At 60.3% G+C, this 15658-nt stretch carries 15 protein-coding genes; 6 read left to right on the top strand and 9 right to left on the bottom strand.

Features of this window, described 5'->3' with window-relative positions; genetic code table 11:
• The first annotated feature begins 128 nt into the window (after positions 1-128).
• On the top strand, positions 129-1055 hold the full coding sequence (locus GH659_RS06505; protein WP_153110352.1) for a DUF927 domain-containing protein: 927 nt from the start codon (positions 129-131) through the stop codon (positions 1053-1055).
• Positions 1056-2150: 1095 nt separating this feature from the next.
• Entirely contained in the window at positions 2151-2918 is a 768-nt protein-coding gene (locus tag GH659_RS06510) for a sulfite exporter TauE/SafE family protein (RefSeq protein ID WP_425499982.1), read from the top strand.
• Between the two features lie 13 nt (positions 2919-2931).
• On the opposite strand, the gene GH659_RS06515 is transcribed toward GH659_RS06510, so the two are convergent.
• From GH659_RS06515 to rapZ, 5 genes are read right to left on the bottom strand one after another with little or no spacing between them, the layout of a single operon-like run.
• Positions 2932-3573 carry an LON peptidase substrate-binding domain-containing protein gene (locus GH659_RS06515; RefSeq protein WP_153110354.1) on the bottom strand — a complete coding sequence of 214 codons (642 nt, stop codon included), beginning with the start codon at positions 3571-3573 and terminating at the stop codon, positions 2932-2934.
• The gene (locus GH659_RS06520) at positions 3570-4187 is read right to left on the bottom strand and encodes a flavin prenyltransferase UbiX (RefSeq protein WP_153110356.1); all 618 of its coding nucleotides are present in this window, start codon (positions 4185-4187) and stop codon (positions 3570-3572) included. Before GH659_RS06520 ends, GH659_RS06515 begins: the two co-directional genes overlap by 4 nt.
• Positions 4180-4722, bottom strand: coding sequence for a Gx transporter family protein (locus GH659_RS06525; RefSeq protein ID WP_153110358.1), 543 nt, complete (start codon positions 4720-4722; stop codon positions 4180-4182). The genes GH659_RS06520 and GH659_RS06525 overlap by 8 nt, the downstream gene beginning before the upstream one ends.
• On the bottom strand, positions 4703-5077 hold the full coding sequence (locus GH659_RS06530) for a NusG domain II-containing protein (protein WP_153110360.1): 375 nt from the start codon (positions 5075-5077) through the stop codon (positions 4703-4705). Before GH659_RS06530 ends, GH659_RS06525 begins: the two co-directional genes overlap by 20 nt.
• On the bottom strand, positions 5077-5949 hold the full coding sequence (rapZ, locus tag GH659_RS06535; RefSeq protein WP_153110363.1) for an RNase adapter RapZ: 873 nt from the start codon (positions 5947-5949) through the stop codon (positions 5077-5079). The genes GH659_RS06530 and rapZ overlap by 1 nt, the downstream gene beginning before the upstream one ends.
• An 85-nt stretch (positions 5950-6034) precedes the next feature.
• Between rapZ and GH659_RS06540 the strand changes: the two genes are divergently transcribed.
• Positions 6035-7207: a M20 aminoacylase family protein gene (locus tag GH659_RS06540; RefSeq protein WP_153110365.1), complete on the top strand. Its 1173-nt coding sequence runs from the start codon at positions 6035-6037 to the stop codon at positions 7205-7207.
• A 117-nt stretch (positions 7208-7324) separates the two neighbouring features.
• Here GH659_RS06540 and GH659_RS06545 read toward each other — a convergent pair whose 3' ends face one another.
• The 4 genes from GH659_RS06545 to ppk2 form a co-directional block, all read right to left on the bottom strand.
• A complete protein-coding gene (locus tag GH659_RS06545; RefSeq protein WP_153110367.1) occupies positions 7325-7495 on the bottom strand; it encodes a DUF1289 domain-containing protein in 171 nt (56 codons plus the stop codon).
• Between the two features lie 45 nt (positions 7496-7540).
• Positions 7541-7744 (bottom strand): DUF1289 domain-containing protein, encoded by a 204-nt coding sequence (locus tag GH659_RS06550; protein ID WP_153110369.1) that lies wholly within the window; start codon positions 7742-7744, stop codon positions 7541-7543.
• 87 nt (positions 7745-7831) lie between these two features.
• Entirely contained in the window at positions 7832-8596 is a 765-nt protein-coding gene (locus tag GH659_RS06555) for an enoyl-CoA hydratase-related protein (RefSeq protein WP_153110372.1), read from the bottom strand.
• A gap of 111 nt (positions 8597-8707) precedes the next feature.
• The gene (gene ppk2, locus GH659_RS06560) at positions 8708-9553 is read right to left on the bottom strand and encodes a polyphosphate kinase 2 (RefSeq protein ID WP_153110374.1); all 846 of its coding nucleotides are present in this window, start codon (positions 9551-9553) and stop codon (positions 8708-8710) included.
• A gap of 231 nt (positions 9554-9784) precedes the next feature.
• Here ppk2 and GH659_RS06565 point away from each other — a divergent pair, with 231 nt between their 5' ends.
• From GH659_RS06565 to GH659_RS06575, 3 genes are read left to right on the top strand one after another with little or no spacing between them, the layout of a single operon-like run.
• Positions 9785-10963, top strand: a complete 1179-nt coding sequence (locus GH659_RS06565; RefSeq protein WP_153110376.1) for an efflux RND transporter periplasmic adaptor subunit — start codon at positions 9785-9787, stop codon at positions 10961-10963.
• A gap of 6 nt (positions 10964-10969) precedes the next feature.
• On the top strand, positions 10970-14137 hold the full coding sequence (locus GH659_RS06570; protein WP_153110378.1) for an efflux RND transporter permease subunit: 3168 nt from the start codon (positions 10970-10972) through the stop codon (positions 14135-14137).
• Positions 14130-15566 carry an efflux transporter outer membrane subunit gene (locus GH659_RS06575; protein WP_153110380.1) on the top strand — a complete coding sequence of 479 codons (1437 nt, stop codon included), beginning with the start codon at positions 14130-14132 and terminating at the stop codon, positions 15564-15566. Before GH659_RS06570 ends, GH659_RS06575 begins: the two co-directional genes overlap by 8 nt.
• Positions 15567-15658 lie beyond the last annotated feature (92 nt).

Raw genomic sequence — 15658 nt, forward strand, 5'->3', positions numbered from 1 at the left:
GCGCTGATCGCGCCGCCTTCCGGTCGGGCCTTCGCCCCTCCCTCTCGGCAACGCGATCAGCGCAAATGAAGTGTCCGGGGTGTGTCAGTTTTGAATCGCTGCCCAACAAAAATCTGTATCAGTTTTGAATCGCCGTTGACAACCCCAAGCAAGTGGGCGAAATCGTCTACATGATCGGCAACGGACGCGGCAAGCAGCGAGCCAGCCGGACAGGATCGGCGCGGGGCGTGGTGAGCTGGCGCTGTTTCTTGTTGTCCAGTGGCGAACGGACGATAGCCACAACGATGGCCGAAGGCGGACACCGGGCAAAGGCAGGGCAAGCGGTGCGCCTTCTCGACATTCCCGTGACAGGAGCTTTCGGCGCGTGGGACACCCTGCATGATTCACCAACGGCGGCGGCATTCTCTGACGCGATCAAGCAGGCGTCGGCGCGGCAACATGGAGTTGTTGGGCGATCCTTTCTTGAAAAACTGACCAACGACGACCGCAACTTTTGCCACTTGCTGGAAGAGTTCAAGAATCTACCGCTGTTCGCAACGGATGGAATCGAAGGGCAGGATAAACGGGCGGCGGGCCGGTTCGCACTGATCGGTCTGGCTGGCGAATTGGCGACCGAATACGGGCTAACCGGCTGGGAAGAAGGCGCGGCGATCCATGCGGCGGCGGAAGGCTTCAACCTGTGGCGATCTATGCGCGGCAAAGGCAACGACGAGAAGCGCCAGATTGCCGAGAAGGTATCAGGCTTCGTTGAGCGACACGGCGACGGGCGCTTTTCCGATGCTGACGCGACCGTAGAGATTCAAATTCGTGATCGGGCGGGCTGGTGGCGTGACGATGCCCAAGGCCGTGAGTATCTCTTCACTGCCGACGGAATGCGTGAAGCCTTGAAGGGCTTTGACTTCAACCGGGCGCTCGACGTGCTGCAGGAGCTTGGCGCATTGCCAAAACCGGGGGCGGACGGCAAGCGGGCGCGATCATTCCGAATCGGCGGACGGGTGGCAAAGCTGTATGCAATCAAACCCGACAAGCTGGCGGGGGGTGAGCATGGCGCTTGATTCTTTGCTGGCATCGTTAAAAAACGGGGTTACAGAGGTTACACGGGTTACGGCCTGTAACGGCAAGGCTTTGCGCTGTAACCCCGAAGAAAAACCACAGGTTACACGGGTTACAACACCCGGAAGGCGGCGCGACTTTGTAACCCCTGTAACCCCGTGTAACCCGGCAGGGGTTACGCTGGAACCCTTGCCAATACTGGCTGTGCCCTCTGTAACCCGTGTAACCCCGGAAATAATCAATGTCGGAGCCAGTACGCAAGAACACAAGGCCGCGATCATCTCGCCATTGTCGGAAGCCTCAAACGACATTCAGCACGATGACGACGACCGGCGCTTCTGTAGCCAATGCCTGAACCTGCATGGGAGCGTTTGCAGCGTCGCCTGTCCCGGTGGGCTGGTATCGGCGTCAAAGGGTTATCGGCCTGTGCTTGACCTGCTACACCGATGTTCTGGATTCACGACGAACTGACGATCAACAAGCCGGAGACGATCCGGCTTTTTTGTGGCTGTAGTTCCTGCTGAGTCATAAGGACACACACGGGAACGGCGGCGATGCCTTCATGGCGTGGGATTGCCGAATGGGTAGGGGCCGTCAAAAGGCTAGACGACAGAAAGCAGTTACCGACTGGTTCCGTTCGCTCGCAATAACCTGTAGTTTTAGGCAGGGGGTAGGGACCCGAAAAAGTCTGGAATCCCCAGAAATGTAAACCGCTCGGTATCTCACGCGCAGAAAAAATCCCCTTTTCAAAAGAAATCAAAAGGCGCTTTAACCGCCTTGCACGGCAAGGGTTTGGCCGGTATTTGATTGGGCGAGAGAATCAGCAGCAAATGGGCTGTTTTCCTGTGCCTGCCAGCGGAGCCAATACTACGAAGCGTAGAAAGCAGATTTGGGCGACGTCAAAGAAAAGATCGACGGTATGGTTCCTGTTTCGCTGGGCAGAGGTTGGGCAAGGATGGCATTATTCGGGGTCACTTCAAATTGGTGTGCCCAAATGTGTGCCCATGTCGAAGTTATTGATTTTTAAAACCTAGCAACGGCAAGGCTTTGCGCTGGTTCGCTAGATTCTGCATCGGAAGCCCGTTTAACGTCGCACCGTGACCATCGAACTGACCCAGCTAGCCCTCCTGACCGTGGCGTCCCTTTTTGCCGGCTTCGTCGATTCCGTGGTGGGCGGGGGCGGCCTGATCCAGATTCCGGCGATTTTCTCGGTGTTGCCGAAGGAAATGCCGGCCACCCTGTTCGGCACCAACAAGATTGCCAGCGTCGTCGGCACGGCGAACGCGGCGGTCAGATTCGCCCGCCGTGTGCGCATGCCGTGGGGAACGACGTTGCCGGCCGCCGTCGCGGCGTTCGGCTGTTCGTATCTCGGGGCGATCGCGGTGGCCTGGCTGCCGCGCGACATGTTGCGGCCGATGATCCTCGTCCTGCTCGTCGGGGCGGCGGCCTACACGTTTTGGCGCAAGGATTTCGGCGCCATCCACCGGCCGCAGCATGCCGGGCGTCGCGAGTTTTTCTATGCGCTGGCGGTGGGCGGCGTGATCGGGTTTTACGATGGATTTTTTGGGCCGGGAACCGGCAGTTTCCTGATCTTCCTGTTCATCCGCTTTTTCGGCTTCGATTTCCTGCACGCCTCGGCAGCGGCCAAGGTGGTGAATGTGGCAACTAACGTCGCGGCCATTGGCTATTTCGTGCCGAACGGCTATTACCTTCCCCTGCTGGCGGCGATCATGGCGACGGCGAATATCTGTGGCTCGTTCATCGGCACGAGCCTGGCGCTGCGGCATGGCAGCGGCTTCGTCCGCAAGTTGTTTCTGTTCGTCGTTTGCGCGCTGATCGTCAAATTCGCCTGGGATACGCTGTGACGACTGTTCGGCGTTAGCGAATCACCTCGCGCTGGGCCAGATAGGTGTGGAGGATTTCCAGTCGCGACACCGGATCGTCGAGTTCGAGCAGTTTCTGCTTGGCGAGCAGTTGTACCGGGAGAATTTCGGTCAAGCGATAGCCGACCCAGTTCGGATCGGAAAAGTCGTGCGGCTCCGGCATTTTTTCCGGCCCGAGATCGGCGACGATCTTCTTGAGCAGCGGAATCAGATCCTTCAGGCCGGCCGGAATGTCGTGGATTGCCTTCTCGGCCAGCAATTCGATGTGGCCCGTCATGAGTCCATCCTGTTCCAGCGTTTGCGAAACGATGCGGAAACGCCGTCCCCCCCTTACCTTCAACGTCATGCTGCCGAGTTGGGGTACGTCGGCCGCCTCAATATGGGCGAGGGTGCCGACGGTGTGCGGTGTGGCTGGTTCTCCGCTCTCTTTGCCGCTGGCAATCAGGCAAACGCCGAACGGTGTTTCGTCCTTGAGGCAGCGCGCTGCCATGTCGAGGTAGCGCGGCTCTGAGATCTTGAGCGCCAGCCGTCCCTCCGGGAAAAGCAGGCCGTTAACCGGGAAGAGGGGAATGGTCGCCGTTTCGGAGGCGATCTTCCTGCCGGAAGTTCGGCTGCGCAGAAAGCCGAACCAGCTCATTCTTTCCCTTCCTGTTGGCCCCAGCGCTGCATCAGTTGATGCGGAACGGCCAACTGGTCGAGCAGGCGGGCGACGACGAAATCGACGAGATCCTGCACCGTTTGCGGATGGTGGTAAAAGCCCGGGTTGGGCGGCAGGATGATGGCGCCGGCGCGTGACAGGCGCAGCATGTTTTCCAGATGGATCGCCGAGAGCGGCGTTTCGCGCGGCACGAGAATCAGCTTGCGCCCTTCTTTCATGGCGACGTCGGCGGCGCGTTCGATCAGATTGCTGGCCAAGCCTTGGGCAATCGAGGCCAGCGTTCCCATCGTGCACGGGCAGACGACCATCGCTTCCGGCGGATTGGAGCCGCTGGCCACCGGCGCAAACCATTCTTCGCGACCGTAAACTTCGAGCGTGCCGGGAAGGTTTGAAAAGCGCTGTTGGAAAAAAGCCAGCGTTTCGGCAGGGCGCGACGGCAGCTCCAGCCCCATCTCCTGGCGGGCGACAACCTGGGCGACTTGCGAATAGAGCAGCTGTACCCGGCAACCGGCCTGGAGCAGGCATTCGAGCAGGCGGATGCCGTAGGGCAGGCCGGAGGCGCCGGTAAAGGCGAGACAGATCGTTTTAGACATTTTGCACCCCCGGGTCGATGCGCGGCAGCGTGGACAGAAGACGGGCGGCGATCAGCCCGTTGATGATACCGAAGGTGAGCGCGGCGACGGCGAAAATGGGAACCAGATAAAACAGGCCGTTATGCGGAATCAGCCACAGGCGAGCGAGCAGCAGCTGGCCGCCGATGTGGGCGAAAGCCGCCAGAATGCTCCAGCTGACCGGCCCGAACAAACGGTACGGCAGGCGGATGGCCAAGGCCAGCGCGAACAGGCTGAAGACGGCACCGGTCAGGCTCATGAAAAACCCTGGCGAGAGAAACTGGCCGAGCAGGATGCCGCCGGCCACGACACGCAGCCCGCACACCCAGGCTGCTGTATTCCAGCCGTAACGGGCGAGCACGATCAGAGTGACGATGTTCGACAACCCCGGTTTTACGCCGGGCAGGGGCAACGGAATCGCCGCATCGATCACCGCCAGCCCGATGGCGGCGGCGGCGAGCTGGGCGATGCGATGGTCTTCGGCCGTCGTGACCAGTCTAATAACTGAGCGAGTCATACGATTCCTTGCCGCCCGTAATCTGGAGGCTGACCTGATTCGGGGCGCAAATGGCGATCTCTCCCGGCTGTTCCAGCCACCCTTGGCGGACGCAGTATTGATGTGGTCCGGGATCGGAAACGACGCGCACCCGGCGCTTTTCCACGGCAATTTTCGTCATGCCCAGCGGGCCGGGCACTTCGATCGTCTTGTCGCGGGAAAGATCGAGTTCGGCGAAGACTTCGCCGGATTTTTTGACGACGACTTTCTCGGCGCTGCCGCCGTGCCAGGCCAGCGGGAAAGAAAGGATGCACAGCGCCAATCCAAGCACAGCGAGCAGCCAGTCGCCGGGTTTGAGCAGCGACAGCCAGTGCATCAGGAATTGCCGGTTTGATTGCCGGTCTGCGTCGGCGCAAGTTCGCGGTGCCGCACCAGGACGCGTGCCTGAGTCTGGAACTGCCGGGCCAGCCATTCGGCGAAATAGACCGAGCGATGCTGACCGCCGGTGCAACCGATGCCGACGGTCAGATAGCTGCGGTTGTCGCGCACATAGCAGGGCAGCCAGGTGGCGATGAAGCGGGCGATATCGTCACGCATGCGCAGGACTTCCGGTTCGGCTTCGAGGAAGTCGATGACCGGCTGGTCGCGACCGGTGAGGGGGCGCAAAGCGGCGTCGTAAAACGGGTTCGGCAGGCAACGCACGTCAAAGACCAGTTCGGCGTCGAGCGGAACGCCGTGTTTGAAGCCGAACGATTCGAACAGGAGGGTGAGGCCGTGGCGGCCGTCGGGGGTGATGAACTGGCGAATCCACTCGCGCAGGGCATTCGGCTTGAGATCGCTCGTGTCGATATGGTGGCCGAGCTCGGCCAGCTCCTCGAGGCGCAGGCGTTCGTCGGCGATGGCTTCGGTTAGCGTGCGCTGCTCGTTGGCGAGCGGGTGGCGACGGCGCGTTTCGGAATAGCGTTTGAGCAGCGTGTCGGTCTTGGCGTCGAGAAAGAGGAATTGCAGGTCGATGCCGTGGGCGCGCAGGGCAGACAGCTGTTGCGGCAGGCGCTCGATGCTGTCGCCGCCGCGGATATCGATGGCGACGGCGACCTTGTCGTAGCCCTGATCGCCGAGATGGTCGATGAGGGGCTGCAGCAACTGCGAAGGAAGGTTGTCGACGCAGTAGTAGCCGGAGTCCTCAAGAATGTTGAGGGCAATGGATTTCCCGGAGCCGGAAAGGCCGCTGATGATCACGATGCGCATGGTGTGCAGAATAACGGATGCTCAGGAACACGGGCAAGCCGGGGTGGCATAAACTAAACGCTTGTCCAAACATTCGGATGATGCAATGAAGTTATTGGATATCCCTTTCCTGCGCGATCTTGTTGCCATCCGGCACGACATCCATGCGCACCCGGAAACTGCCTATCATGAAGTCCGGACGTCCGACGTCGTGGCGCGCGAACTGGCGGCCTACGGACTGGAAGTGCACCGCGGCCTGGCCACCACCGGCGTGGTCGGCGTCCTGCGCAAGGGAAACAGTCGCCGCGCTATCGGCCTGCGCGCCGACATGGACGCGCTGCCCATGCATGAAAAGAACGATTTCATGTATCGCTCGGCGCATCACGGACGCATGCATGCGTGCGGCCATGACGGTCACACGACGATGCTGTTGGGGGCGGCGCGCTATCTCGCCGAGCATCGCGATTCGCTGAATTTCGAAGGCACCGTGTATTTCATTTTCCAGCCCGCCGAGGAGGCGGAGGGCGGGGCGAATGTGATGATCGGCGACGGCCTGTTCCAGAAGTTTCCGATGGACGCGGTGTTCGGCCTGCACAACTGGCCGGGGATTCCGGTCGGTGAAATGGCCGTCATGGCCGGCCCGGTGATGGCCGGAACGTGCGCGCTGGAAATAGCGGTGAACGGCCATGGCTGCCATGCGGCGATGCCGAATCTCGGCGTTGATACGATGCTTGTCGCCAGCCATCTCGTAACGACCTTGCAGAGCGTGGTTGCGCGCAACATCCATCCGTGCGACGCGGCTGTCGTCAGTGTCACGCAGATTCACGGCGGCGATGCGGTCAACATCATTCCCGACGAGGCGGTCATGCGTGGCACGATCCGCAGTTTCCGGCCCGAGGTGCAGGAGGCCGTGGAACGTTCGATCGAACGTCTGTGCGCTGGCGTCGCCAGCGCCTTCGGCGCCCAGATCAAGGCGGTTTTCGATCACCGCTATCCGCCGACGATCAACAATCCGACGGAAACCGATTTTTGTCTGCGCGCCGCAAAATCCGTCGTCGGCGAAACGCGGGTCAGGCGTCACGAGCTGCCCTCGATGGGCGCTGAAGATTTCGCCTACATGCTGCGCGAAAAACCCGGTTGTTACGTCTGGCTCGGCAACGGCGCCGGGACGGGCAGCTGCTCCCTGCACAATCCGTACTACGACTTCAATGACGATGTTTTGCCTTATGGCGTCAGCTATTGGGTGCGGCTCGTCGAGCAGCGATTGGCGGTCGGATAGCCATTGGTGAGGATTGAACAAAAGATCCGCCGGTGTGCGTCAAGCGAAGGCGCGGCCAAGTCATGAAGGCTTGTCGGGAAATACGCCGGAAAGCACGGCGTCAGGCGAACTGCCCGTTTAGTGCGTTTCGTCCTCGGCGGGCGTTGCCGGTGGCGTGACCGGGATGTTTGGAATCCACGGCGTTACCGGGATCGGTGGCCGGCCACATGTCAGGCAATAGCCCGTTTCCTCGTCGTAGACACAATAGTTGAGGCAGATGATCGGGTTTTCTTCGGCGTCGGTTGTCATGGTATTCGCGGTTCTCCTTCTCCGTGATTGGCGAAGGAACGGATTCTACCTTGCTGTCTGAAGGCGCCGTTCAACGGCGGCGAGTATCGCTAGCCGGTCTTCGTCCGAGCCTTTCCACCAGCCGGTGATTTCGTCGAGGGTACGGAAGCATCCGCGACATAAGCCCGTTTCGGCATCCAGGCCACAGAGGCGAACACAAGGCGACGCAACATTGGGGGTTTCTTTGGCGGTAGCGGCAGATTGGGTCATTGCAGGAACTCGATAAGACACCGCCCATCGGACAAGTCAATTTTCGAAGAGTTCTCGTTGTTCAATTATTTCGGAAACGTTGCGGATCTAGTCGTCAGCGATGGTGCCGATGTCCTTATCGCCTTCGCCGTAGAGGAGCAGGTTCGCGCCATGCTGTGCCGTACGTTCAATCACCGATTCGTCGATGGGGCGAGCAGCGACAGAGTGGATCAGTGCCTTGCATTCGGACTGAGCGCCTTGGCTGTTCCTGAGCAGGCTGTCGATGATTTCGCCGATGGCGTCGTCGAGTTGTTCTTCATCCGGCACGATCTCGTGCAATAGCCCGATGCGATACCCTTCGGCCGCCGAGAAGCGTTCGGCCGAAAGCATGTAGCGGCGGCCATAGCGGGGGCCGATGGCGGCGAGGATATAGGGGCTGATCACGGACGGCACGACGCCGTGTCTCACCTCGGTAAAGGCGAACTCCGCATCGTAGGTTGCCAGGGCAATATCGCAGGCGGCGATCAGGCCGATGCCGGCACCATAAGCCGGACCTTGAATACGGGCGATGGTCGGCTTCGAGAGTTCGTTCAGGGTGGCCAGCAAGTGGGCGAAATAGCGGGCGTCGCGCAGATTTTCCTCGAACGAATGGCTGGCGGCCTTCCTTAACCAGCCGATATCGGCACCGACACAGAAGCTCTTTCCCGCCGCCGAGAGAACAATTACCTGGATCGCCGGGTCCGCCTCCATTTCGAGCAGGGCGGTGGTCAATTCACCAATCAGCCGCTCGTCGAGGGCGTTGTGCCGCTCGGTGCGGTTGAGCGTGATGATGCCGACGGCAGCGTCCGTTTCCGTGATGATCGATGGGTACATGCAAACTCCGGGAGCATTGGAATTTGCATGGAATACACGGATTTTTCGGGAAACGCAATCCGCCCACCGCATGCGATCAAGCGGCAGGCGGCAGGCCCGGCGGTCAATTCTTCAGTATTTCATCGGGATCCAACGCCGATGGACCATGGGCGCGGCATCGTCGTAGGCGTGCTTTGTGATCCGGTTGGGAAGCTTGACCTTCTTGCGCGGCTGCTTCTCGTAGGGAAGCTGCTTCAGCAGATGCGAGATCAGATTGAGGCGGGCCCGCTTCTTGTCGTTGCTATCGACGATGTTCCAGGGCGACCAGTCTGTGTCGGTGGCCTCCAGCATCTCGTCGCGTGCGCGCGAGTAGTCGTACCAGCGTTCGCGCGAGGGGAGGTCCATGGGCGAGAGCTTCCATTGCCGTACCGGATCGTCGATGCGCGCCCGGAAGCGGCGCTCCTGCTCCCCGTCACTGACTTCCAGCCAGTATTTGAGCAGGATGATTCCGTTCTCGATGATCAGTTTCTCGAAAAACGGACATAACTCCAGAAAGCGGTGAGTCAGCTTTTCGTTGCAGAATCCCATGACCCGTTCGACGCCGGCGCGGTTGTACCAGCTGCGGTCGAAGATCACCACTTCTCCGGCGGCGGGAAAATGCGCCATATAGCGCTGAATGTATATCTGCGTCTTTTCGCGGTCGGAAGGTGCCGGCAGGGCGACGATCTTGAACACGCGCGGGCTGACCCGTTCAGTGATTGCCTTGATGGTACCGCCCTTGCCGGCGGCATCGCGGCCCTCGAACAGGATGATGATGCGCTGGCCGGTGGCGACCACCCAGTCCTGAACGGCGCAAAGCTCGGCCTGCAGTTCGAGCAGGAGTTTTTCGTACTGCTTGGCCTTGAGCTTCGGCTTGCTTTCCGTGCCTTTGTTGTTGGCGTTATCCACGGGCAGCGTCTTTGCATGTCTGTTTTTCATGGACAGAATCTCCTGTTAGGCATTGAATTGCAACGAATTGGCCGACTCGGATGAACTACAGTATGGTCAGACAGTGTCGGGTTTTCCAGTTTTTCCGATGGGCAGGCCAGTGCTGACACTTTCGTCAAAGTTGACAAAAAGATTGCGCTGACCTAACCCTTCTGCTTTTCTTATAGAACGATCGTCAATATCGACTTCGCATCGAACGCTATATTCATAGTGGGAGGGGCCATGAAGCTGCGTGGATTGAGTCGTTCTCCGAGTGCTCTTTCTCTTAAGAGAATTTCCATCGGCTTTTCTTGTTTGGTCGTGGCCCTTTTTGCTGGCTGCGAGAAAGCCGCACCGCCCGCGCCCACTCCGCCGCTGGTCGAAGTTCTTAGCGTGGAAGGGAGGGACGTGCCGATTTATCGCGAGTGGGTCGGCTCGATCGACGGTGACATCAATGCGACGATCCGGCCTCAGGTCACTGGCTATCTCATCAAGCAGAACTACCGCGAAGGCGATGTCGTCAAGAAGGGGCAGGTTCTCTTCGAAATCGACCCGCGTACGTTCCAGGCGGCTGTCGATCAGGCCAAGGCGGCGCGCAGCCAGCAGCTGGCCAATCACGCGACCGCCGCGGCCAACCTGGCGCGCATCAGGCCGCTGGCTGAAAAGAATGCCGTTAGCCGCAAGGACCTGGACGATGCCATCGGCTCAGAATTATCGGCACGCGCGCTCCTTGACCAAGCCACGGCAGCGCTGGATACGGCCAGGCTCAATCTGGAGTTCACCCGAATTGTTTCCCCGATCAACGGTATTGCCGGGATCGCCAAGGCGCAAATTGGTGACCTGCTGAGTCCCACCGCGCAAACCGAATTGACGACCGTATCGTCGGTCGATCCGATCAAGGTGTACATCAACATCAGCGAGCGCGAGTACCTGCAATTCAATCAGGGAGAACAGGCGGGCACGCGCAAGGATCTCCCGCTTGAGCTGATTCTCGTCGATGGCAGTACCTACCCCAAGCCGGGGAAGTTCGGCCTGATGGACCGACAGGTTGACCCGACGACCGGCACCTTCAAGGTGGGGGCGCTGTTTGCCAACCCCGACGGCCGTTTGCGTCCCGGGCAGTTTGCCAAGATCAGGGCGACGCTTGAAGTGGACAAGGGCGCGTTGCTCGTGCCCCAGCGTGCCGTTACCGAAATTCAGGGCCAGTATCTGATCGCCGTGGTTGGCGAAGGCAACAAGGTTGATCTGCGGCAGGTCAAGCCGGGTGAGCGGATCGGTTCGGATTGGATCATCAAGGAAGGGCTCAAGCCGGGCGAGAAAATCGTGGTTGAGGGAACGCAAAAGGTGCGCGCCGGCGCTATCGTCACTCCCAAACCATTCGGGCCGGCTGCGTCGGAATCGCCTGCGCCAGCGAAGGGGTAAGCCGCCATGTCCAAGTTTTTTATCAATCGCCCGATCGTGGCGATGGTCATCTCCATCCTGATGACCATCATCGGACTGGTCGCCATGTCCGGCCTGCCGACCGCGCAGTTTCCCAACATCGTTCCGCCGGAAATCAAGGTCAACAGCACCTACACCGGTGCCGATGCCCTGACCGTCGAGCAGTCCGTCGCGACGCCGATCGAACAGCAGATGTCCGGCGTCGACAACATGAACTACATGTACTCGGTCAACGCCAATAACGGCCAGTCGACGCTGACGGTCAACTTCGACGTCGCCACCGACTCCAACACCGACCAGTTGCTGACGCAGATGCGCCAGGGACAAGCCGAGTCGCAGCTGCCGGCCGACGTGCGCAACTACGGTGTCACGGTGGCCAAGTCGACGGCCTCGCCGTTGATCATGTTCGCGCTGACCTCGCCGAACGGAACCTACGACAACGTCTTTCTCGCCAACTACGCGTACATCAACATCAACGATCAGATGACGCGGGTCAAGGGCATCGCCAGCGTCACCGTGTTCGGTGCCGGGCAGTACGCCATGCGCCTGTGGGTCAGCCCGGATCAACTGGCCAAGCTCAATATCACGATTCCCGAAATCACCAACGCGATTAGTGCCCAGAACACGGTCAATCCGGCCGGTACGGTCGGGGCCGAACCGGTGCCGGCCGGGCAGGAATTCACCTACGCCGTCCGTGCCCAAGGGCGGCTGCAAAGTCCGGAAGAATTTGGCGAGGTCGTCCTGCGTGCCAATACCGACGGATCGATCGTCCGGGTCAAGGATGTGGCACGCATCGAACTCGGCGCCCAGACCTACAGCCAGTTGGGCCGGCTGAACGGCAAGCCGGCGGCCGTCATCGCCCTCTACCAGATGCCGGGTGCCAACGCGATCGAAGCGGCGGCCGGCGCCCGGGCGGTCATGGAGAAGATCAAGGAAGGTTTCCCGCCCGATCTCGACTACGTCGTGGCGCTGGACACCACGCTGTCGATTACCGAAGGCATCAATGAAATCAAGCACACGCTGATCGAAGCCTTGGTGCTCGTCATTCTCGTCGTCTTCCTCTTCCTGCAGGGCTGGCGTGCCACGCTGATCCCGCTACTTGCGGTTCCGGTGTCGCTGGTCGGCACTTTCATGCTCTTCCCGATGTTCGGCTTCTCGATCAACACGCTCTCGCTGTTCGGGCTGGTGCTGGCGATCGGCCTCGTCGTTGACGACGCGATCGTCGTCGTCGAAGCCGTCGAGCATCACATCGAGCACGGTTTGTCGCCGAAGGAAGCGACGTTCAAGGCCATGGAAGAGGTGACCGGCCCGGTCATCGCCATTGCCGTCATCCTGGCCGCCGTGTTCGTGCCGACCGCCTTCATCCCCGGAATTACCGGTCAGCTTTACCAGCAGTTCGCTGTCACTATCGCCATCTCGGTGATCATCTCGGCGTTCAACGCACTGACGCTGAGTCCGGCCCTGTGCGCCATGCTGCTCAAGCCGAAAACCAAGAGCAACGGCCCGGTGCAGAGGTTCTACGACTGGTTCAATCGCGGCTTCGGCAAGGTGACGAATGGCTACGTCGGCGTCTGCCGTTTCGCCATCAGGAAGAGCGTTCTCAGCATGATCTTCCTGATCGCCGTCGCTGCCGTCGCCGGGTTGTTCGGTAAATCCGTCGCCACCGGCTTCCTGCCCGACGAGGATCAGGGCTACGTCTTCGCCGCTGTCCAGCTGCCCGACGCCTCTTCGCTGCAGCGCACCAGTGAAATTGCCAAACAGGCCGAAGAACTCATTCTGTCTACGCCGGGCGTCGAATACGCGACGACCGTCGTCGGCTACAACATGCTGAGTTCGGTGACCAATACCTACAGCGCCTTCTTCTTCGTGACGCTGAAAGAATGGTCGGCACGCCAGGCGCCGGAGGAAAAGTACGAGGCGATCAAGGCGGCGCTGTCCAAGAAGCTGGGCAGCCTGCCCGGCGCCATCGGCTTCTCGTTCCCGCCGCCGGCGATTCCCGGCGTCGGCACGTCGGGCGGTGCAACGTTCATCCTTGAGGATCGGGCCGGCAAGGACATCGAGTACCTCGCAGAAAATACGGCCAAGTTTGTCGAAGCGGCCAGAAAGCGGCCCGAATTGGCGGGCGTTTCGACAACTTTCCGTCCAACCGTGCCGCAGATCTTCATCGACGTCGACCGCGATCAGGTGCTCAAGCAAGGGGTGAATATCTCGGACGTCTACAAGACACTCCAGAGCTTCCTCGGCAGCGGCTTCATCAACTACTTCAACCGTTTCGGCCGCCAATGGCAGGTCTACATCCAGGCGGAGGGAGACTACCGGACGAATATCGAGAACGTCGGACAGTTTTATGTGCGCAATGCCAAGGGCGAATCAGTTCCGCTCTCGGCGCTGACAACGATCCGTCGTATTTCCGGACCGGAATTCACCATGCGCTACAACCTCTACCGCAGCGCCCAGATCAACGCTTCCGGCGCGCCGGGCGTGAGTTCAGCGCAGGTCATGCGCGCGCTCGAGGAAGTGTTCGCCGAGACGATGCCCAAGGAAATGGGGTACGACTACATGGGCATGTCGTATCAGGAACAGAAAGCGCAGCAGGGCATCTCGCCGATGGTGATCTTCGCCTTCTCGCTGCTTTGTGTGTTCCTGATCCTCGCCGCGCAGTATGAAAGCTGGTCGCTGCCGTTCTCGGTGCTGCTCGGCACGCCGATTGCGGTCGCTGGTGCCTTTGCAGCGCTGCTCATGCGGGGCCAGGAAAACAACGTCTATGCCCAGATCGGTCTCGTCATGCTCATCGGCCTGGCCGCCAAGAACGCCATCCTGATCGTCGAGTTCGCCAAGATGGAGTCTGAAAAAGGCGAGCGCACGCTGATCGAAGCGACGCTCGAAGGCGCCCGTCTGCGTTTGCGGCCGATCCTGATGACCTCGTTCGCCTTCATCCTCGGCTGCGTGCCGCTGGCCATCGCTCAGGGCGCCGGCTCGATTTCGCGGCAGGTGATGGGCAGCACGGTGATCGGCGGCATGCTGGCCGCGTCGTTCATCGCCATTTTCATCGTGCCGGTCACTTTCTATGTGGTCGAGAAACTCGGCCGCAAAGGGGAAGGGGAGGCGCCACCCCACGCTGCCCCGGTCAAGGAAGGAGGCGACGATCATGCGTAAGATTGCCTCGACATCCATCACGTTGCTGGCGCTGCTGACGGGCGGCTGCATGATCGGGCCTGACTATTACCGACCGGCGGTCGATACGCCCCAGGCTTGGCGACTCACCGACGAGGGCGCAAAGGACTTGGCCAATACTCCATGGTGGGAGCAGTTTGATGATCCGGTGCTCAACGAATTGGTGGCTACGGCACTGCGTGAGAACAAGGATCTGTTAATCGCCATCGCACGCATCGATGAGTATGCGGGTCGCTACGGCATTACCCGTTCCGCCTTATTCCCGCAAATCGGTGCGGGCTACGATGCCGCAAAACAAAAAAACACCCTACCCGGCACGAGCGTGCAGGACGTCTACAACACGTATGACGCGTTTCTCGGAGCCAGTTGGGAAATTGACCTGTGGGGCAAGATCCGCCGCCAGAGCGAAGCGGCGCGCGCCCAGCTCGTTGCCAGCGAGCAAGGAAGACAGGGCGTCATTCTTTCGCTGGTCGCCAACGTGGCCAGTGCGTATATCAATTTGCGCGACCTCGACCGGCAACTGGAGATCGCGGTCAGTACGGCGAAGGCCCGGGAAGGTTCGTACAAACTGTTTCAGGATCGCTATGCGGGTGGCGTGATTTCGCTGCTCGAACTGAGCCAGAACAAGTCGCAGTATGAAGAGGCGCTGGCGACCATCCCGTCGCTCGAAAAATCGATCGTGCAGCAGGAAAACGCACTGAGCGTCTTGCTCGGTCGTAATCCGGGGCCGATTGCCCGTGGAAAAACGATTGATGAATTGATGCCGCCGGCCACCCCGGAAGGCTTGCCCTCAAGTCTCCTGGAGCGTCGCCCGGACATTCTGGAAGCTGAACAGCTCCTGATCTCCGCCAACGCGCAGATCGGTGCTGCCAAGGCGGCTTATTACCCGACCATTTCGCTGACCGGTTTGTTGGGTTCGGCCAGCAGCAATCTTTCCGATCTCTTTAGCGGTCCGGCGAAGGTCTGGCAGTATGGCGCGGCGATAAACCTGCCGATTTTCACCGGCGGGCTGCTTGCCGGCCAGGTTCAGGTTGCCGAGGCGCAGCAGCAGCAGGCATTGCTTTCCTACCAGAAGGCGATCCAGAACGCCTTCCGCGAGGTGAATGATGCGCTGATCGACCAGGATAGAACCCGCGCCCAATTGGCCACGCAGCGCCTTCAGGTCGAAGCGCTGCAGCAATACTCTGACACCGCGCGGCTGCGCTACGACAATGGTTACACCAGCTATATCGAAGTCCTCGATGCCGAGCGCAGCCTGTTCAATGCCCAGTTGCAATATACCCAGACGCAACAGACGCGACTTCAGGCCGCGATCAACCTGTACAAGGCCATGGGCGGCGGCTGGGTGGCGGAGGCGGAGAAGTTGAGCCTTCCCGCCGAGAAAAAGGCGGCCGGGAGCGGTCCTTCGTAACAGGAAACCGTTTCTTGGGTTCTGCGCGTACTTGCTGAGCGCGGGGTGTGCTGGTTAGCCTGGTTTGTGGTGTGCAGCAGCCACCGGTTTGG

It is taken from the genome of Propionivibrio limicola (assembly GCF_009469695.1).
Classification (GTDB): domain Bacteria; phylum Pseudomonadota; class Gammaproteobacteria; order Burkholderiales; family Rhodocyclaceae; genus Propionivibrio; species Propionivibrio limicola.